The sequence below is a fragment of the Mannheimia haemolytica genome, assembly GCF_004342115.1.
Lineage (GTDB): Bacteria > Pseudomonadota > Gammaproteobacteria > Enterobacterales > Pasteurellaceae > Mannheimia > Mannheimia haemolytica.
The window spans coordinates 1-17,843 of record NZ_SMAC01000026.1; the positions used below are offsets into that span (position 1 = coordinate 1).

Here is a 17,843-nt window from a genome sequence, read left to right on the forward strand (position 1 = left end):
GCTACTTGTGAGATATGGCTAGCCGGCACAATTCTTGAACTTGCCGGAATCACATTCCCCAACCCTAAAACCGGCTCTTGCCACGCTTGCAAGCGGTTGATGGCATCGTTATTCACGCTGTCTAATCTGACTCCAAAGTCAAAGATATTGAGTGTTGAATAAAGTCGTTTCCAGCGTTTTCCATTTGCTGTCACAAATAGGGTTACGCTATTATCTGCAGAAACTGTATCTGCAAAATCCGAAACGAAATACCCACCACCTTTATCGCTGCCAGTATGATACGCTTTAACAAATACAACCTGGCGGTCTTTTACTGGCTCAAATTGGCGTAAATCAGCAATACTCTCAACTTGCCCAGCAATCATCTGCAATGCCTGCCAAAGTTGAGTATTATCATTAGGATTAACTGCAATCCCAGCCTCATTCAATACAGTTATAATCTCATTCTGCATTGAGATAACGGAGTCTTGCACATTGTTCATATGTTCGGCTGTTACAACTGTGCCGTACTCTCCCGTTGCGGGATTACCGTCTTTAAATCGACCGTTATCAGTCGTAATAGGGTTCATCGTTTGTCTCATTTAGTTATTCCACGCTGTAAAATCTCTTACCCAATAACGGGTAAATGCAGGTTTAATTTCGTCCAATAATAGTTTTAATGCTTGTGGCGTTTTAATCACAGGTGCAGGCAAATAAGGGTCGGTGTTTTCGGCTCGGTTAAAATCGACAAAAAACATCCAAATCACATCTTTATCCCAAAGTCTATCGCCACAACGGTTAATACCGCATCTAAAGGGTTCAGGCTCGTGGATTTTAAATTCGTAGCCTAGTGCTTTCGCTTGCTCCATTAAGTACGAAATCGACAACCCACCAAGCTGATTCAACTTCGCAATCACACGCTCAATTCGGGTTTCAAGCAGTAGTGAGCTATTCGCCGTTAAGCCACAAACCCGCTCCCAATCATCAATAAAAATGCCTGTTGATACATCAACGGCATCGATTAAAGTCTTGGCTCTCGCATCAATGCGGTCTAGCTCTCTCCCCTCAACTTCAAGGGATAACGCTAGCCATCTGCCGTTTGGGTCATACGATACAGGCGGTAATAAACCGCCCAATGCCTTGCCGTGTTTAGAGTTAATCGTTACCATCACATCAACTCCACAGTTACATCACCCAATCTGAACCAGCCCATTTCACGGTAGGCATCAATCGTTTGGTTTCTGGTTGGCTGTACAATCTCACGATCTACTACGCCCACTAAATCACTAATTACTGCCTCAATTTGCGAAATAATTAAGGTGTCAGCAGGTTTGAGTGATAAAAAATAATTCTCTAAAGCGTTTTCGATTTCCGCTTTTACACCATCAAGCGTCGTATCCGTATCAAGTTGCACTTTGATGTTAAAATTGACCCGTTTTTCAACTGGCTTAAGTACATAAACCGATTTAGCCGTAACAGGGCGGACTTCATCAATATAAGCTTGAGTTGCTCGCACGATTTCATCACTTGGCACGGTATCACCTGAGGTGATTGCAATATCTACCGTACCCTCGCCACGCCGTAATGGATAAACAAACGCAGAGGTTACGCCATCAACGCTTTCTGCCCATTGGCGGAAGTCATTTTTATTCCCGCCTGACGGTGGTCGGCGAATCTGCTCTAATAACCGAGCAAGCAGTGTCGCATCACTTTCCACTTCTGTTCCGCCTGTTACATCAGGCAATAACAAGCAATCGCTTGATACGCCAGCAGGAGCAGCAGTCAGTTGTGCTTTACTTTCAGATTTAACATTGCTTGATGCCCCTGTTGCCATTGAAATCACTCGCACCGTTGCAGAGCCATCATCACCAATAACGTCCGAGCTTTTGGTTACATAAAAACGCTCGCCAAATTTAACTTGCAAGCCCTCATTGATTACTGAGCCAGCAGTACCAAAAACTTTCAACGAACCACTCGCATAGGTCGCATTTTTACGGTAAAGATTTCGCAATTTAGCGTGCATTTCGAGGTATTCGGAGTCTGCCGTATCTGGGAAATACTGACGAACAATCCAGTTTTGGTGAGCATACAGCCCCACCACACAGCTTGCCAAAGCGGAGGCACGAACAAAATAATCCGAATCCACCTCAATATCAGCAGTTGGCTCTAAAGATTGAATATCTCGTAGAATTTCTCTTCTAACATCTTCAAGCGTTGGGATTTGATACATTTTAAAAACCACTTAAACCAGTTTTACAGGGTGTTTAAACTCAAATTTAACCCCACGATTATCAATAACGGAGATTAAAAGATTTAACGAGCCGTCTTTTGGCTGCTCGTGTGTCACCGTAATGCTTTTGGCTCGTCCGTCATCAATAATCGGCTGCAAAGCCTCTTCGGCGTACTGTTGGGCTAAAAGCCCTACGCGGCTTAAATCTTTTTCTCGCTGAATAAGATGGAGCAAAGAACCTACACGCCCATCTGCCCACCATGAGCCTTTTGGCGTTGTTAGTCTGATATACACGGCATTTTGCAGTGTAGCTATGTTGTCACTTGTATAGTCCCGAGTGAGCGGGCTGATTTCTCTGTCCATATTGCTATGGTAGAGACATTAAAGACAGGAGTAACGGGGAGAGACTTCCACAAACAACAAGCGGTTAGATTCTGCAAAAATTTTGCAAAAAATAACCGCTTGAAATCATCAGTTTGGTTTACCTCGCCCATCACTTTGATGAGTATGGTTTTTAAGGGATACCGTACCTGCAGTCACATCCCCACTTGTTTTAAAGCTACCACTGGTTTGGTTTACATTGCCGCTAAAACTTGCCCCTTCTCCACCTTGCACCGCCATTCCGCCATTGCCGCTGATTTGCCCTTGTGAAACAAACTGCTGGTCGGTTTCTAGTTTCGGGGTGTTAAAATTTGCTCCACCGCTTGCGGTAACGGAATATTGCTTGCATTTAATGTTAAAGCTATCGCACTCAATATCAATCACTCGCCCGTTTTTTAATATGATGGTTGAGCCACTCGAATCGTAAATTGCCACCTCTCCATCGTTGAGATTTTTGACTCGGAACGATCCGTTTTCAGTCGCCACAATAATACCGTGCGTGGTTTTACCACCTAAGGGGATAACAACCGCTTGCGTGCCGGCAGGTGGCACGGAAGTGAAACCAAAATGCTGCATTAGCTCTAAATCTTGGATAGTTTCGTCCGCTAAAGCGGACACCTGTACCTGCTGAATATCACTGCCACTCTTGACTAAATTTAATACCCCTCTAAAAGCAGCACGCACGCTATCTTGCACACCTTTTGCCACCTCTTTAGTCTGTTTTGCTAATTTTCTCATCATATTATTTTCCCAACTCCCACGAGCCTACATATTCTACAGGCTCTTTTTTCTTACGTCCTTTTTTGCCTTTACGCTTGCGAGCCTCTTGTGCTTTAGCTTGATAAGCATCAGGTGTCCACACGCCATCCAGTTTTAACCGCAATTCGGTGGTTGTGCCACCCGTGCGAGAGAGTCGAAAACGTCGCCCCATTAAAAAGAAAATACCATCTAAATCATACTCCTCACATACCACGTGCACACGTTGCCCAGCTTGCCACAACGTGCCGTCTTTGGTTTTATGGTCAGGTACAATAATCGTGAGGTTAAATGACTCCAACTGCCAATCTGATACCTGTTTTTTCGCCTGTTTCATCAAGGCTTCGAGGTTCTCCACATCGCCCAGCACGATAGTTTTCGGTTTATAAAGCTCCATTTCCTCATTTTTATACACCCATTTAAAATCGTGCTTGGCATTATCAGAATCTTTGCCGTGTTTTTGAGCAAGAAAAGTGACCTCCGAATAGCTTTGCGACACATCATAAGAAAGTGTTGCATCAACAAAGTTATTTTTACGGCTATCCCCCGACTCTTTCACGCAATATAACGTGGCAACGGGCGGTTGAGCGTAATCCGCACCGCCGACAATTAACACGCCTTTGGGGTCAAACCAACAATGCAAACCTGCCGAGTTGGCACACCGCATAATCGCTTCCCACGCTGACTCGCCCACATCAATATCTACCTTGCTTAAGGTCGGGTTTTTCTCGGCTTTCAGTTGCACCTCTTTAATCCCAAGAGGGGTTACAATTTTTTTAACAGCATCAAGCAAAGAGAGCCCTTGCACATTGGTAATCGGGGCAGAGCAATCCACCAAAATAGCGGCTTTATCACGTCCATTTAGGCTAAACCCACGCCCGCTTTTGCTAATGGTGTGATGTGTGGTATCCACAATGCCAGTGAGCACCGTTTTGCCATTGATTTTAACTATTGCCGTTTTGCCCGAATAATTAGGTAAAACCTCTATATTGCTAGATTTACCCAACTCAAAATTAAAACTATCAGCAGGAATTAAAAAATCGCTGTCAATATCATAACTTTTCCAGTTTTTATGCTGCGAGCCGTCAATCTCCACCACAATTTCATTTTCCATTTTTACTCCCAATAACAATTTAACAGCGTGCCTCGCTCAATAAAGTTCGGCTGGCGAATATGCGGATTAAGGCGTAACAGCTCATCCGCCCGCTCGTAATCCCCATAAAAATAATGGGCTACTTTATGGATTGTGCCGCTATCCATTACCATTCGCACGGTCAAAGGCGGTTTTTTATTAATTACCGCAAGCACAAGTACAGTAAATTGATGAGCTACATTACGGATACGATTAATCAACTTTTCTGCGGTCTCGTAGATAGATTTTGTCTTATCACTCATTATGCCTTTTTGAGCGTGCTTTTGTTGCTCACGCAGTTTATTGATAATGTTTAACCAATGTTCACGCACAATTTGGTTAATTAACTCTAAATCACCGATTAGCAGCTCTTCCTCTCGATCCTCAATCAGTTCTGTTAAAACTTTAGTGAGCTTAGTCGTGGCAATAAGGTCAAGCATAATACCAAGCTCAACCACATCAGAGCCAAGTAACTTAACCGTTTTTGAGCGGTTAAAGCCCTCATCTCTAGCCACTTTGCTCACAATCGCCTGAATGTTATCTACCGCATCCGTAATATTGAGTAACTGAGATTTAAACGAGAGTGTCGTTAAATCAGCACGCCCCTGAATACCGCTATCCACCATTTCTTTTAACTGGTGTAATGCCCCCGAACCATCTTTCAAATAGGTTCGTTGTGAGGTTGATGAGGCAATGCTGTATTTTTTCTTGTCTAAATCAAACAAGTTACGCACCGCCTCAAATGAGGCAAATAATGCCCCCCAAAGCCCAAGCAAGCGAGATTTAAGATCAAACACCGCAACGCTATCCCAAAAACGCAATCCATCATCAAATAGGTTTTCGAGATCAAGCAACAACCTATCAATTTTAGTAATCAGAGAATCTTCGATTGCAAAAATCGGCTGCATTTCGGTTGCCTCTTTAAAAGTCAAATCTAAGGCAACATAATTGATATTTTCGGCATCGGTATGTAGATTCGCCGAAACGAGTAACATATTCGGTAAACGCCCACGAATAGGATGGACTAATACATCAGCCCCTTTTTGCTGCAATACCGACAGTAAGCGGATATAGTCCGTGTAATAACTTGAGCCGAAAAAGACCGCTTGCAGCCGAATAGTTTGGGTGTTTAGCCCCATATCCTCTAAGTCAGCCCCATTCACAAAAGGGTAGGCGTGTTCAATCACCGCTCGCTCAAAGCTGTCATCTACCGCAAGCACATCGAAACGCACACCTTTAAAACTTGCCTGCTGTATAGGCATTGTCCAACCGCTCATTACGCCATCCTCTTGTTAAAATTAAACTGATATTCAGCCACTTTTTCAGCCACCACCGAACCGTCCAACTCCACGGTGATTTGATTTGCAATCGTATGAGATTGCGAGGCAAGCCCTGCCTCAATACCGGCAGAAAGAGTTGCTCCGAATGCCTGAAAGTCGGCTTGGTAGGTGGATAGGGTTTGAGTAACCGAATCAACTTTAGGGCGTAACTCTTGTAAGCTCGGAATGGTACTTAAAACCCCTTGTACAGCTCCCATAGTATTGCCATTCTTTTGCTTAGCCTCATAAGCACTCACATCTTTCCGATATTGCTCAAGGGTTTCATTACTACGAAAAAACGAGTGGAAACGGCTACCTAAAATCTCTTTTTTATATTCGTACATTTGACGAGCTTGATAATTAGGGTCGTTTAATTGTGCTTTTCGCTCCTCACTCATCGGAGCTTGGTCTCCGTGTAGCATTGTGGCAACGCCCGCAACACTAGCAAATGAGCCTCCAACTGAAAGAAATTTACTAACTTTTCCTTTACTTCCAGTAGCTTTCGATGATTTATCAAATAAATCACCCATTCCACCATCATTTCCCTTTTTGCCAGTCAATAAATCCAGCACACTAGAGGCTGCTAATGCAGCCCCAAAGATTTTAACGGCATCAGTCGCTCCGCTAACAAACTGAGTTAAATTAGGGTATTGGTTAGCATAGCTCGTTAAATGTTCCGCTAAAGTACCCAACACACCGTTTACTTTCTCAAAGTTCTCCATTTGGGCAAATTCGGTCGCATTCTTTAATGCCTCCACTTTGTGCGAATTAGTATCACGGATAACAGCGTGGGAGGTTTCAACAGCCCCTTCACTATTCTGAATATCTTTTTGTACCTTTTCACCTAACTGAACATTATTCTTTATCCCCAGCAAAGCCATTAATGCTTGACGATCAGAAATAATTTCTCCGATTGCAGTACCTTCAACCAAGTTGGTTAATTCATTGAATAAGCGTTTCTGATCTTCACCTTTAGCTGTTTTTAGTTTGGCTTGTAATTCTTGATAGCGTTTATCACTCCCGACAACATCATCCATAATAGACATAAAAGCCTGCAATGAATCTTGCCCTTTTCCCTTGTAATGCTCCATAGCTTTTGCAAAATCAATCGCTTTGGTTTTGCCAGTTTTCGGATCTTTATATTCAATATTCTTAAAACGCTCATTAGTTTCTTTAGCAGTAATCTTACCCAACAGATTCACTAAATTATTACCAGCCTCGTTACTTGTACCGGCAGTGACACGAGCTTGCTGATTGGCAATTAAAAGACGCTCAAATCCCTCAATGCCGCTTAAGCCAGCTTGTTTTGCAGCGGCCATTTGTTGAGGCAACCAACTTGCCATATTTGCAAGCTCAAAGCTACCGGCTTGCCCAGCAGCAACTGCCATATCTAAGACTCGACCAATATCCTCTTCTTTAATCCCAAATTGTTGCATTGAGGAAATAGCAATTTGAGCCATATCATTTGCACTTGCCCCTGTTGCGACCGCACCTTTCTGCAACGTTGGGAGTAAATTGAGAGCGGTTTCGGTAGAAACAGCACCTGAGGCAAGTAAAGCGTCTAGTGAGCTCAACGCTTCTTCTTTTGAGCCACCGCCTACACTTACTGCTTTCTGTACGGCATCAAGTAACTCTCTTTTCCCATCAATACGCCCTTTCACATCACGATCTGAAAAGGCGGTATTCGCTACCATTGCAAGCTGTCTATCAAATTCCATTTGATTTCTTGCAGGCTGGCGAGCCATTGCTGCACCTGCAGCAATTCCAACCCCTGCACCCATCAACCCACGCCCAAAACTTCCAGCTTTATCCCCAAAACTCGTTTTCCCCAGTTCCGCATTCAATTCCTGCACACGTTTCTTTGTTGCCTCTGAAGCACGGCGTAGCTCATTTTGCGAGGCAACACCTGAGCGTTTTAAGCGGTCATAGGCTGCACGAGTTTGTTCAATTTCACGTTGGATTGCATTTTCCGCCCGAACACCTAATGTTTCACGGGCTCGGCTCACATCGGCAGCCACTCGGCGGGCATTACGGTAACTCTGTTCTATTTTCCGATTTGAGCTTTCTGTAGCATTCGCTGCTTTCTGTGCTGCTTGCGTTTGAGCATTGCCACTTTGTTGTGCCGCTCGCTCTGTATTTTTAAAGGCTTTTTCGGTGGTTTTAGCGGCTTGGTTTAAAACTGGGGAGGCAGTATCTTTTGCCGTCAATTCCAGTTGCACTTTCATATTTTTTGCCATTTTTAAAGTCTCTTTAAACTAATTTTAAAGTACAAAAAAGGGGCTTTCGCCCCTATTCAATTTTGCCACACCGAGTAAAGACATAGCTTTCGCGTTTCACTTCGCTATTCGCACCCATTGGGCTATGCGGTGTTTTTACGCCCTCACTCTCCAAGTAGCTCTCAATCCACGCAAATACCTCAAGCAACGGCATTTGCCATACCTGCTCGGCGGTAATTGCAAATTTTGAGAGTAAAATCACCGCTTGTCGGTACTGCTTAAAGGCTTCTGCTACGCCAAATCGGGATTTGCCGGGCTTTCGCTCTCGCTTTGGCTCACCCCATTTTCTAACCGCTTTTTTCGGAGTGTGAGCGTTGCCTCAATCAACTGCCAGTAGTCTTCGGGAGCTAAATTGTCAAATAAAAATTGAGCCGTCACATTACCTTGATAAATACCATCAAAGGTAACTTGCTGCGAAAGGTAAGCCATATCGACCAAGGTTTGTTCACGCTTTGATAGGGCTTCCGAGTTTTCCTCAAACCCTAAATCCGCAATCATTTCTTGAGCCGTGCATTGACCGCCCATCGTCAGCAATCGCACCGTACAATCACGGCGAATTTTCCCGTTATATTCAATGCCAAAATTTAAAGTGATTTTCATTATTCATTCACCTTACGCAATGCGTTGAGTTGAATATCACGCACCGACTCACCATCAACGGTGTAAGACTCGCTCACATCGGTAGTAAAACAGCCTAAATAAGAGGTACGTTTTTCACTGTTATCCAGTGGATATTTAGTGAGCTTAGCATTTTTGATATTATCCCAATCAATCACTGTCCCATCTTGAGGCTCAACTGCAGTCACCGAGAGAGTATATTCCGCAATGCCTTGCGAATAACCTCTTGCACGTCCGGAACTGTTCATCGTTTTAACCAGCTTGCGACCGGTTACGGTTTTTACATCAAGTTTGGTAATTTCAATCTCAACGCCATCTACCTCAAGCACGCAAGAGCCTTCATAAACAATTGACATCTAGCACCCCCTATAAAATTAACGTAATTTTGTTACGAATAACGTGCAAGCCATTAACCACATCCGCAGGGATTTCTAAATCCAAGTAAGTCGGGTCTTGATTACGCACCACTAATAAGCGATTTTTCCACGCTTCCACATTTTCGATTACCTCTTCGCTCTCAAGCTGATAAAGCACATCTAAAATCTCCGAGCGTACTTTTGCCACAATACGGTGGGAGTTTTTCGCACGAGGGAAACGCAAACGCTGACGGGTTTGGATTGCCTTACGCACATAGTCAAGCGTACGAATGGTGGTTAAATCCAAATAGCTTGGGTCATCAGTATTCGTCACGTTTTTGGTGTATGTAGTAATCGCACGGGTAATCTGCACACGGCTTGCCACCACCTCAATCGGGCTTAAACCGTGATATAATGCTTGGTTTACTTCGCTAAATAACGGTTTCTGCGAGTCATCTACGACCGTTAAGCCTTTAACTTCAAGGGTATTTAACGGGCGAGCCGGATCTTCTTCACCGGCAATTACCGCACCAAGCCCTGCCGCAATCATTGCATTTGATTCGGTTGCTCCCTTATACCAGCCTACAATAATTCGCTCACTGTTAAGGCTTGCGGTTAAGGTTGTGCCGGTGGCATAAGTGCCACGCCAGCCCATTACACCAATAGCCGGTTTATCTTCAATCGGGGCAGAAACCGATTCTAAATGGCTACGCAAGGCAAGGGCATTTTCATCATCTGAAAACGGCGAAATAATCACGTTATAATGCGTACCGGCAACACTCGCCAACGCCGGAGCAATTAGGGCATTACGCTGACCGTTATCAAACGCACGAGCCTCAAGGGTTAAACCTGTTGCTGTATTGCGTGTTGCAAGCGTGATTTCATTGCCGATTTCGCCTTTTGCTTTTGAGGTCAGTTTAAGTGTCGTTTCACTTTCCACACTTGCCACCACAGGGCTATAACTCGCCGCATTAATCACATTAACTAAACGAGCCACAATCGCCTGTGCTTCTTCGCCTTTTGCGGCTGCAATTTCGTAAGCTGTGCCGGCAATCGTAATACGCACCACACCGGCATAAGTTACTGTGCCGGTAAAACTAACTTGCCCTGTTGCTGCAATACCTGCCTCGTGGTCTTTTAAGCCCACCACCGTTAAACGGATTAGCGGATTATTTTGGATTGCTTGGCGAACCATTAAATGAGCTACCGAGCCTTTACCAAATAAATTTTCCGCCTCCACATCGCTAAAAATCTTTTGCGGAGCAGTAAAAGCAGCCTCACCGTTTAGCATTGGTGCAACAATTAGCACCTCTTGCTCATTGGTCGGCAAGGTGGTTACTGCGTCTTTGTTGTTGTATTCGGTCAGCACACTTGGTTTGCGAATACTGTTCGGGATTTTCTCAAATTCAATTTTTGACATTATTTGCCCCCTGTTTCTTTAGCGGATTTGGTTTCTTTGACGACAATCAAATCGCCATCCGCAATGCGGCGTTGATAGTAAAGGGTGTTTTCAACCTCTACTGCCTCTTGTTCAATATAGTGATGCGGTCGGTTTTCTACCGGCACACGCACCCCTTTAGCGGCTTTCACTTTTAACATCTAATCACCATCCTTAAATTCTGTTCTAAATGCCGTTTCGGCATTGTTATTCGGGTCAAAAATCCGATTATTAAAGCCCGACAAATCGCCTTGCGGTTCATCTAGCTTGCCTTGGTACTGCTTAAAGACTTGCTCATTCGGCTCAACCCCTTCAGGGAATCTACCGTCATCAAGCACATTGCACTCGTTGTAGCTGATTTCAAACTCAATAGCATAAGCAGAGAGTTTTTCTTTCTTCACCTCCGCATTATTCCAAATCGTGCGGATTCGCTTAGGCTGGATAGGGTGGACTAAACCGTCTAAAGTCTGGTTAATCAATAAGGTTTTCACCGCTCCCAGCAACTGATTAACCCCCACCTCACGACTTGTTACCCCACCTAAACGCCCAGCAGTCTGATTTCGCATTGAGCGAGTAATAACCAACACCACAAACACATCAGTGGCTTGATAGCGTTTACCTCTTACTCCCATTGATTTCGCCTCGAACGCCGAGCCACCATAAGAGACAAGACAAGCAGGCAAACGGAGAACATCTAACTTCTCATCGTTAATTTCCCCGGCATAACCAGCAACGGCATACACCATTTTGCCTAAGCCCAGCGTTAAACGCTCAATCAAAGCACGCTCAATTTTGCTAATCATCGCTTATCACGCCCCCAAATACGGTTGCCCCCGTTAAAAAACTGCACTGTATTTTCGCCAGTAGCCGATTCTTCCTCATTGGTTTCATCAACCGCTAACGACACTACGCCCTTAGAGATGTTTTCCAGCTCTTTTAAGCAAAGTTTGTAGCGGTTTTCCACCTCTTCGGTCATCGTTACTAATGATTTGCTGGTTAAATGATAACGAGCCAAATCACAGCAAATACGCTTTAAATTTTGCGGTACAGTCTTTAATGGCAGACGGTAACGCCCACTTAAATAGCCATCAATTTGGCTGGAAGAGTCCGCTAAAGCTACTTCAAGAGTCGCTTCATCAACCACGCCTACCATTTCACGGTCGGTTAGCTCAATGGATTCCTGTTCGCCAATTCGCAAAACGAAATCATCAACCAACGCATACATTACGCATCGCCCTCAACAACAGGTACAAACTCCAAATAAGGGTCGTTAGCTAATGTGATAATCTGCTCATCAGTTAAATCAGCACGAGCAATTTCCACCGCCGTTTCTTTATTAAAACGGTAGCCACAACGACCATATGTTGCCTGTGGGTGGATAGATTTCAGCTTGATTTCAAAGGCGATAGGGTCAATCACAGCACCATCATCAGGTTTTGTTTCCTCTTCAGGCGGTTTTGGTTGCTCTTCAACCTTATCTTCAGGTGGTGTATTTTCCTTTGGGTTTAAGGTTTCATCGTCTTTTTTCTTACGACTCATAATTGCTATCCTCTCAAAAGGGGCGTATTGCTACGCCCGATTAACTTACTATTCTGCAATCTGAGCAGAAACAGCTACTTTCAGCACACCTTTTAATGGGTTGCTTGTGCCGTTAATAATATCCGCCTCAACTAACTGGCGAGCTGCATATTCCAATGTTGGCGGCACTAAAATCGTGCTTGGTCGGATGTTCAGCAACTTGCCACCATCGCCTTTGAGCATACGCATTTTAGCGATAACAGCCATTACGGTTTCCGCATTCAGCTCTGAATTTTCTACGCGGTGGATTAACTGCCAGAAACCAAAGCCGGCATTACCACGAGCACGCACCCCCCACAGATATTCATCTTCCATAAAGACAGTATCGGATTTTGACGGGTCAAACTTGGTTTCAATTTCAGGCTTAGTGCGTTCCTGCCAAATTAACGGCTTAATCGCATTGGTATCGTCTAAAATATAAAACGCAGGCTTGCCACTTGCTGCACCGGTGGTGATATTGCTTTGAGTTTTGCTCGTGCCAGTGCCGTCCACGTTTTCATAAACAGGGTGATCAGTGTCGAAAAAGTTCTGACCGTCATAGCAAAGCGTTTCTTTACCTTTTGCCAACAAGCCAAATACCAAGTCATCCGGCAATTCCGCCGCACTTTGACCGGCTTGTTGAACAATCGGGGTGAATAACCCGACCTGATCGTCTTCAATATCGGTACGAGCCACGCTGACTGTCGATTCAAAGGTTTTATTGTCAATCGACATCGCTTCCGCTTGCATTTTCTTGATTTGGCGTTTGCCCACCCACTCACGCATTTTCGGGAATTGACCCAACCAGCCGTAAGTGTTGGTTTTGGTCGAAGAACTAATCTTCATCGCCACCATTTCCCATTGCGGTTTAATTAAAGCTAAACCTGCACCAAATTCTTTTTTAAACGCCGTATCTAAGGCTTTTAATAATTCCGATTTTTTAAACATTACTTCGCTTCCTCTTTGTATTTTTGAGCAAATTCATCTGGGGTTAAGCCCAACGTCTTAGCGGTTGCAATTTCCGCAGCCGATAACGCCACTTTCTCCGCACCTTTGTTCGGGTCTTCACCCCCCGACTGCGTACCTGCTAAAGCAGGGTTAGGTGTTACCGTTTTCAAAAAGTCGGATAACGCCACTAAATTCTGCTTACCTAAGTTTTCCGCCCACTCTTTTTGAGCTGGTAATAAACGACCATCAGAGAGAGCAGTTTGAATTAACGCATCACGCTCTTTATCGTTGATTTGCTGTTTTAAGCCGTTCAGCTCGGTTTGCACTGCTTGCAAGTCGCTTAACGCCACAAACTTCGCCGGGTCAGGGTTATTCACTTTGGCTGATAACGCCACAACATTGCCTTTCTCTTTGGCAAGCTCGGCATACACATCGCTCAACGCCACCGGGCTGTCGCCTTTGGCTTTCTCAAGTGCGGTCAGTTTTTCGGTAATCTGCTCATCGGTCGCATTTGCCGACAATGCAAATAATTTAATTAAGAGTTCTTTCATTTTTGGATTTTCCTCTTTTGGGGTTAAAAATGGGGCAAACCGGCTAGACATCGCAACCACCTCTTGCAGATTATGCAAGGCAGGGCGGTTAGTTAAGGCGGCATTAAGTACCTTAATTACCATTCCGCTGCCGTCTGTCAAAAACAGTGGCGAGAGATAGCGATAAACGCCGTCTTTAATCTCTTGGGTCGCTTGTGGTGTCCACTTAACATCCGCAAACAAGCCTTCGCCCGAGATATATTCCGCCTTGGTAATCCAACCCGCAGCAGGGTTGCCTTTGCCGTTCTCGGCGATGTACAGGGTCTGATGCTCATAATCAATCATCAGATCAATCGCAGTGTTGTTAATATCATCGGCTAACGCATAGCCATTCTCGTCACCTACATACCAACGTCCTCCACGCCCGTCTTGAGCCTCAAACCAACCAAAAGGGCAAAGTTGAATACGTCCATTTGCCTCTTGGTTGAGTTTAAAACTCAATGCAATGGGGTTTAGTTTGAATTTCTGCTTAAACACAAAAACACCTCAAAACAAATTAATGAGGCTAAAGAATAGAAGATTGAGAAAAAAGAGTAACGGGGAGCAACTTCCACAAGTTGCAAATTTTCAGAAAAAAGTGACCGCTTATATTAAGCAAGAAATGCAACCCATTTTAAAACGCTTTAAATCCGTTTTAAAAAATTTTAAAAAAGTTGGAATGATAAATCGTACCATAAAAAACAAAAACGCCACAGAGAGCGATTTAGGGGCTATCTGTGGCGATTATCTTATCGCTTAATCCAGCAGTTTTTGCCAGTAGGCTTGCACATCGTCCAAAATATCTTGCCTGTCTTGCGAGGTTAATTGTAAAAAAGGTCGGGCTTCAATTTTTACTTTACGCCCACGCCCAGCCATACCACCGAATTGATGAATAGCAGCATAAGGCTCATTTGTGCCAACAATCGCCGAATCATTATTATAATCAGCAGTAATGCTGCCCATTAAATTTTCCGTATCAACTAACGGCGTGCCTTGCCGATGTTTTATACCCAGCCATTTCGGGCGACCGCCCTCATCAAAATTCGTCAGCACTGCCGATTCCATCGTACCGGCGATATTCCGCATTAAATCAGTTTTATCTTTGGTTTTAGTCGCAATACGGTTGAGAGTGGCAATAATCTCATCTATACCGTTAATTTGGATTTCAATCATTTTTTAACCATCTGAGTTGATTTTTAAAATAAACAGGGGTATATTTTAAACAGCCGCTAGAAAAGCGATGATAATCTCGAGGATCGCAAGCGACGAGGTGCAACAGACTCTGGACTGTGTGTAGGTGGTTCGAGCCCTACCTAGCGGCTAATTAAAAACCTTTGCCCACTGCTTATCGCTTACTAATCTAAACGACTGCACAAATATCTCATTATATTGGGCCAACACTTTTATCACTGCAAAATAACGCTTACCGTTCAATTCCGCATAAAAACGCCACCCATCACGCTCATCTAATTCTACTTTTAATGGGTTATTAAAAATATCGGGTAAATTTGCATAATCCGATACATCAAAATTTTGCCCCTCACGGCTATTGAATTGCTTAATCAGCGTATCATCAGAAAGCCATACAGTACCCACTTTGCTATCAATCTGCTTTTGAGTTTCCTCACTTAACCGACCTGCCGCAAATTTAAAGTTCTGATTGAGGGCATTTCGCACCTTAACCATCTCATCGGCGGAGAGTTTTTTATGGCTGCCTTTGGCTTGATTTACCGCATCTTCTAGCTTCTTAAAAGCCTGCTTAAACTCACCCCCATTCATTTCCGCCTTAGCAAATTGGTGAGCCAGCTTTTCAGGGTATAAATCCAAATTCGGCTTATAGGTTAAACGCCCCACGTTATAATCAAACCCTTTATCAGCCAATCGCACCGTGCCGTCAGGCAGTTTAAAACCAATGGTTTCTTCTTGGTTGCCGAGCTTATCTTTCGGGCGTTTTGCCTTAACTAAGAACGGCTCACTACTACCGACCTCATCAATCCCTTTGCGTTTTAAATCACGCTCACCCAGTGCAATCACCGTGCAACGGCAATTAAAGCCGTTAGGTGGGTAAAAGGTCGCCCAAAACGGATCGTCATAACGATAAATTTTGCCGTTTAACGCTTGATGAGCAGGGCGGGTGCGTTGGTCGCCTACCGCCGAATATTGCCAATAAGGGCGATTATCCACATTATCCATATACCGCTGATAACGAGCCGCAGAATAAGCCTGCTGCATATTGGTACGATAAATCGTATTCAAGCGGCGAGGCGTGCCAAAATGCTCGCCAGTTTTCGGGTCGGCAAGTAATTTGCCATCAATACCACGACTAATCGCCTTGTCGTGTCCATACACCCAGCCTTTCCGCTCAAATTCTGCCGTAAGCGTTTTCTTCCATTCATTAAAGGATTTCCCCTCACGCCGTGCTTTTTCCATCGACTCATAAATATCACGGGTCATTTCAAGGCTAGTGAGCTTGCTAATGGTGGTGGCTCGCCCCAATGCAGAATCAAATAATTCCTGCTTAAACACTTTATTCGCAAGCAACTTCTTCTGCCGTAAAAACTCAATCGCCTGCTTAGGCTCTAGTCCAATGGCAAAATTAACTTTCTGCATTCGCAGCCCCTAATAAATCCGCTAAAAATAACGCATTGGCTAAGTAGCGTTCGTGTTCTTCACTCACTAAGTCGGGGTAGGCTGCTGCTAGTTTCTCTGCTGCCTCATCATAAGAGCTACACGCCATTACCACCGCCACCGCCTTTTTCGTGATGGGGTCGAACTGCTTGTTAAAATCCGGCACGGCAAAGGCTTCATTGGCTAAGCTATCTAACGCATCTTGCTCTTTAATACCGGTTTGGGGTTGAGCCGACAAGGCCTGAACCTTACCCCCACAACCACAAGAACAGCCAGTAATCTGTTCCCCCTCTTTGACAAAGAGGGGGTTAGGGGGAGATTTAACAAAATGTGCCGATAATCCCACCGCTTGCCCCGATGTTGGCAGAGGAGCGACACGCCCCAGCACCGCTTCGCCCTCTTGAGCCTCCGGAATACCTAATTTATCCATCGCCCATTGGGTCGGAATCGGTAAGCCAATATCCACCAATTTTGGCAAACTCTCGGCAAATAACGCCAAGTCGGCAGGCTCTTTGGTATCAAACTCAAAACTCGGAATGCGGGTCGGGTCGATATTGCCGAAGTTAATTTGCAGAAACGGCAGAATAATTTGTTGGGTAAACGTCTGCCCCAGCTGTTTCACGTCCGACACCAACAAATCACGCCGCACTTCGTTATGCACATTGCCGAGTGCATTGGTAGAGCTTTTGCCGTCTGCACCGCTGGTTAATGTTTGCCCCAAAATCAAGCGGGCGATAGACTTCTCACACCAATCCACCATTTGCAAAAACGGATTATTGCCGGCTGCACCGCCTGCATTAGCGGCGTTATGCAACTCAATACTCATCGACTCCGGCATAATTCCGGCAGCGTTGTGTCCGATTTCCGCTAATGCACGTTTAAGCGTTTGTTTTTCGTTTGGTGTTGCCCCTGCACCGTATTTACCAATGCGGATAGGCATACCATACAGCTCCAAAAACTCGGCAAAGTCGTGGATAGAGTAGTGTTTAAACATATACAGCCAAGCCAGCGAGCGGAATAAATTATTGCGTGCCGCCTGTGTGGAGCGGGATTTATGCGTATGCACCACCCAGCCAAATTCTCGTAATGGCTCACCTTCGGTATTTTGTCGGGTTTTCAGCAACAGATTATCTACCTTATCCCACTTAAACCACGATTGAGGACGGTGGATAAAGGCGTTCGGATACCACAATTTACCGTTAAACGCCCATTCAATTTCGAGGGCAGCAAAACCGTGTCCCACAGCGTCCATACAGTCCATCACAAAATCTTCAAGGTTGCCGAGCTGATAAAATAACTCATCAACCTCATCACGCAGTTTTTCTTCCTGCGGTGTGGCATTGCGAGGGGCAACAATCGCCCAATCTACGCCTAATGCGGCACGCTTACGGGTTTGGATATTGGCAAAAATCGTACTGTCCCGTTCTTCAATATCCATAAACAGCTCGTGCTGGGCGGTAATATCGCCGTTCTCCGCATCTTCAAAAATCGCTTTCATTTTAGCAGGGGTAATAAAATTGCTCGGATGGTCGGAGAGTACCCGACCTGTAGCGGTAATTTCGGCTAAATCCGTCTGCAATTCTTGATTTTTAATCGGGTTTAAATTCGGTTTAATCTGCTTGTTATGCTTCTTTTTGCTCATAAATTTTCCTTTCC

General features: G+C 44.6%; 21 protein-coding genes and 1 pseudogene. 1 reads left to right on the plus strand and 21 read right to left on the minus strand.

The features are described 5' to 3' along the window. The 18 genes and pseudogenes from EDC41_RS09865 to EDC41_RS09950 all read right to left on the minus strand — a co-directional run. A pseudogene (locus tag EDC41_RS09865) lies at nt 1–581 on the minus strand (hypothetical protein); the annotation flags it as partial. After that, a complete protein-coding gene (locus EDC41_RS09870; protein WP_006251302.1) occupies nt 582–1,148 on the minus strand; it encodes a YmfQ family protein in 567 nt (188 codons plus the stop codon). Further along, nucleotides 1,148–2,209: a baseplate J/gp47 family protein gene (locus EDC41_RS09875; protein WP_020831218.1), complete on the minus strand. Its 1,062-nt coding sequence runs from the start codon at nt 2,207–2,209 to the stop codon at nt 1,148–1,150. The genes EDC41_RS09870 and EDC41_RS09875 overlap by 1 nt, the downstream gene beginning before the upstream one ends. Before the next feature lie 12 nt (nt 2,210–2,221). Then, entirely contained in the window at nt 2,222–2,572 is a 351-nt protein-coding gene (locus tag EDC41_RS09880) for a phage GP46 family protein (protein WP_020831216.1), read from the minus strand. Nucleotides 2,573–2,680: 108 nt separating this feature from the next. After that, complete coding sequence (locus EDC41_RS09885) at nt 2,681–3,328, minus strand: phage baseplate assembly protein V (RefSeq protein WP_006253023.1); 648 nt, start codon at nt 3,326–3,328, stop codon at nt 2,681–2,683. A 4-nt stretch (nt 3,329–3,332) separates the two neighbouring features. Next, complete coding sequence (locus tag EDC41_RS09890; RefSeq protein ID WP_006248665.1) at nt 3,333–4,460, minus strand: phage baseplate assembly protein; 1,128 nt, start codon at nt 4,458–4,460, stop codon at nt 3,333–3,335. A 2-nt stretch (nt 4,461–4,462) separates the two neighbouring features. Then, the gene (locus tag EDC41_RS09895) at nt 4,463–5,755 is read right to left on the minus strand and encodes a DNA circularization protein (protein ID WP_006251298.1); all 1,293 of its coding nucleotides are present in this window, start codon (nt 5,753–5,755) and stop codon (nt 4,463–4,465) included. Next, nucleotides 5,755–8,034 carry a phage tail tape measure protein gene (locus EDC41_RS09900; protein ID WP_006251297.1) on the minus strand — a complete coding sequence of 760 codons (2,280 nt, stop codon included), beginning with the start codon at nt 8,032–8,034 and terminating at the stop codon, nt 5,755–5,757. The genes EDC41_RS09895 and EDC41_RS09900 overlap by 1 nt, the downstream gene beginning before the upstream one ends. 52 nt (nt 8,035–8,086) lie before the next feature. Then, on the minus strand, nt 8,087–8,275 hold the full coding sequence (locus tag EDC41_RS09905) for a hypothetical protein (RefSeq protein ID WP_006251296.1): 189 nt from the start codon (nt 8,273–8,275) through the stop codon (nt 8,087–8,089). Nucleotides 8,276–8,304: 29 nt separating this feature from the next. After that, on the minus strand, nt 8,305–8,673 hold the full coding sequence (locus EDC41_RS09910; RefSeq protein WP_006251295.1) for a hypothetical protein: 369 nt from the start codon (nt 8,671–8,673) through the stop codon (nt 8,305–8,307). Further along, nucleotides 8,673–9,047 (minus strand): phage tail protein, encoded by a 375-nt coding sequence (locus EDC41_RS09915; RefSeq protein WP_006251294.1) that lies wholly within the window; start codon nt 9,045–9,047, stop codon nt 8,673–8,675. The genes EDC41_RS09910 and EDC41_RS09915 overlap by 1 nt, the downstream gene beginning before the upstream one ends. Nucleotides 9,048–9,057: 10 nt before the next feature. Continuing rightward, nucleotides 9,058–10,467 carry a phage tail sheath subtilisin-like domain-containing protein gene (locus EDC41_RS09920; protein WP_020831214.1) on the minus strand — a complete coding sequence of 470 codons (1,410 nt, stop codon included), beginning with the start codon at nt 10,465–10,467 and terminating at the stop codon, nt 9,058–9,060. Next, entirely contained in the window at nt 10,467–10,646 is a 180-nt protein-coding gene (locus EDC41_RS09925; protein ID WP_006248661.1) for a DUF2635 domain-containing protein, read from the minus strand. Before EDC41_RS09925 ends, EDC41_RS09920 begins: the two co-directional genes overlap by 1 nt. Next, on the minus strand, nt 10,647–11,288 hold the full coding sequence (locus EDC41_RS09930; protein ID WP_006248660.1) for a DUF1834 family protein: 642 nt from the start codon (nt 11,286–11,288) through the stop codon (nt 10,647–10,649). Then, nucleotides 11,285–11,710, minus strand: a complete 426-nt coding sequence (locus EDC41_RS09935) for a gp436 family protein (RefSeq protein ID WP_006248659.1) — start codon at nt 11,708–11,710, stop codon at nt 11,285–11,287. Before EDC41_RS09935 ends, EDC41_RS09930 begins: the two co-directional genes overlap by 4 nt. Continuing rightward, on the minus strand, nt 11,710–12,024 hold the full coding sequence (locus EDC41_RS09940; protein ID WP_020831209.1) for a hypothetical protein: 315 nt from the start codon (nt 12,022–12,024) through the stop codon (nt 11,710–11,712). The genes EDC41_RS09935 and EDC41_RS09940 overlap by 1 nt, the downstream gene beginning before the upstream one ends. Before the next feature lie 48 nt (nt 12,025–12,072). Further along, nucleotides 12,073–12,990 carry a Mu-like prophage major head subunit gpT family protein gene (locus EDC41_RS09945; protein WP_006251289.1) on the minus strand — a complete coding sequence of 306 codons (918 nt, stop codon included), beginning with the start codon at nt 12,988–12,990 and terminating at the stop codon, nt 12,073–12,075. Beyond that, the gene (locus EDC41_RS09950) at nt 12,990–14,057 is read right to left on the minus strand and encodes a phage protease (protein ID WP_020831206.1); all 1,068 of its coding nucleotides are present in this window, start codon (nt 14,055–14,057) and stop codon (nt 12,990–12,992) included. Before EDC41_RS09950 ends, EDC41_RS09945 begins: the two co-directional genes overlap by 1 nt. A gap of 43 nt (nt 14,058–14,100) precedes the next feature. Here EDC41_RS09950 and EDC41_RS09955 point away from each other — a divergent pair, with 43 nt between their 5' ends. Then, nucleotides 14,101–14,319 carry a hypothetical protein gene (locus EDC41_RS09955; protein ID WP_132303683.1) on the plus strand — a complete coding sequence of 73 codons (219 nt, stop codon included), beginning with the start codon at nt 14,101–14,103 and terminating at the stop codon, nt 14,317–14,319. Here EDC41_RS09955 and EDC41_RS09960 read toward each other — a convergent pair. The 3 genes from EDC41_RS09960 to EDC41_RS09970 form a co-directional block, all read right to left on the minus strand. Then, nucleotides 14,316–14,732, minus strand: a complete 417-nt coding sequence (locus EDC41_RS09960; RefSeq protein ID WP_006251286.1) for a phage virion morphogenesis protein — start codon at nt 14,730–14,732, stop codon at nt 14,316–14,318. The two genes, EDC41_RS09955 and EDC41_RS09960, sit on opposite strands and share 4 nt — an antisense overlap. 147 nt (nt 14,733–14,879) lie before the next feature. Beyond that, on the minus strand, nt 14,880–16,169 hold the full coding sequence (locus EDC41_RS09965; RefSeq protein ID WP_006251285.1) for a phage minor head protein: 1,290 nt from the start codon (nt 16,167–16,169) through the stop codon (nt 14,880–14,882). Further along, nucleotides 16,156–17,829 (minus strand): DUF935 domain-containing protein, encoded by a 1,674-nt coding sequence (locus EDC41_RS09970; RefSeq protein WP_020831201.1) that lies wholly within the window; start codon nt 17,827–17,829, stop codon nt 16,156–16,158. Before EDC41_RS09970 ends, EDC41_RS09965 begins: the two co-directional genes overlap by 14 nt. Nucleotides 17,830–17,843: the final 14 nt, after the last annotated feature.

What these genes read in the sequence shown, in the direction of transcription:
- EDC41_RS09920 (WP_020831214.1), bottom strand. Translation starts at nt 10,467, where the DNA reads ATGTCAAAAATTGAATTTGAGAAAATCCCGAACAGTATTCGCAAACCA.
- EDC41_RS09875 (WP_020831218.1), bottom strand. Translation starts at nt 2,209, where the DNA reads ATGTATCAAATCCCAACGCTTGAAGATGTTAGAAGAGAAATTCTACGA.
- EDC41_RS09965 (WP_006251285.1), bottom strand. Translation starts at nt 16,169, where the DNA reads ATGCAGAAAGTTAATTTTGCCATTGGACTAGAGCCTAAGCAGGCGATT.
- EDC41_RS09890 (WP_006248665.1), bottom strand. Translation starts at nt 4,460, where the DNA reads ATGGAAAATGAAATTGTGGTGGAGATTGACGGCTCGCAGCATAAAAAC.
- EDC41_RS09960 (WP_006251286.1), bottom strand. Translation starts at nt 14,732, where the DNA reads ATGATTGAAATCCAAATTAACGGTATAGATGAGATTATTGCCACTCTC.
- EDC41_RS09895 (WP_006251298.1), bottom strand. Translation starts at nt 5,755, where the DNA reads ATGAGCGGTTGGACAATGCCTATACAGCAGGCAAGTTTTAAAGGTGTG.
- EDC41_RS09885 (WP_006253023.1), bottom strand. Translation starts at nt 3,328, where the DNA reads ATGAGAAAATTAGCAAAACAGACTAAAGAGGTGGCAAAAGGTGTGCAA.
- EDC41_RS09970 (WP_020831201.1), bottom strand. Translation starts at nt 17,829, where the DNA reads ATGAGCAAAAAGAAGCATAACAAGCAGATTAAACCGAATTTAAACCCG.
- EDC41_RS09940 (WP_020831209.1), bottom strand. Translation starts at nt 12,024, where the DNA reads ATGAGTCGTAAGAAAAAAGACGATGAAACCTTAAACCCAAAGGAAAAT.
- EDC41_RS09900 (WP_006251297.1), bottom strand. Translation starts at nt 8,034, where the DNA reads ATGGCAAAAAATATGAAAGTGCAACTGGAATTGACGGCAAAAGATACT.
- EDC41_RS09910 (WP_006251295.1), bottom strand. Translation starts at nt 8,673, where the DNA reads ATGAAAATCACTTTAAATTTTGGCATTGAATATAACGGGAAAATTCGC.
- EDC41_RS09915 (WP_006251294.1), bottom strand. Translation starts at nt 9,047, where the DNA reads ATGTCAATTGTTTATGAAGGCTCTTGCGTGCTTGAGGTAGATGGCGTT.
- EDC41_RS09945 (WP_006251289.1), bottom strand. Translation starts at nt 12,990, where the DNA reads ATGTTTAAAAAATCGGAATTATTAAAAGCCTTAGATACGGCGTTTAAA.
- EDC41_RS09935 (WP_006248659.1), bottom strand. Translation starts at nt 11,710, where the DNA reads ATGTATGCGTTGGTTGATGATTTCGTTTTGCGAATTGGCGAACAGGAA.
- EDC41_RS09930 (WP_006248660.1), bottom strand. Translation starts at nt 11,288, where the DNA reads ATGATTAGCAAAATTGAGCGTGCTTTGATTGAGCGTTTAACGCTGGGC.
- EDC41_RS09870 (WP_006251302.1), bottom strand. Translation starts at nt 1,148, where the DNA reads ATGGTAACGATTAACTCTAAACACGGCAAGGCATTGGGCGGTTTATTA.
- EDC41_RS09925 (WP_006248661.1), bottom strand. Translation starts at nt 10,646, where the DNA reads ATGTTAAAAGTGAAAGCCGCTAAAGGGGTGCGTGTGCCGGTAGAAAAC.
- EDC41_RS09880 (WP_020831216.1), bottom strand. Translation starts at nt 2,572, where the DNA reads ATGGACAGAGAAATCAGCCCGCTCACTCGGGACTATACAAGTGACAAC.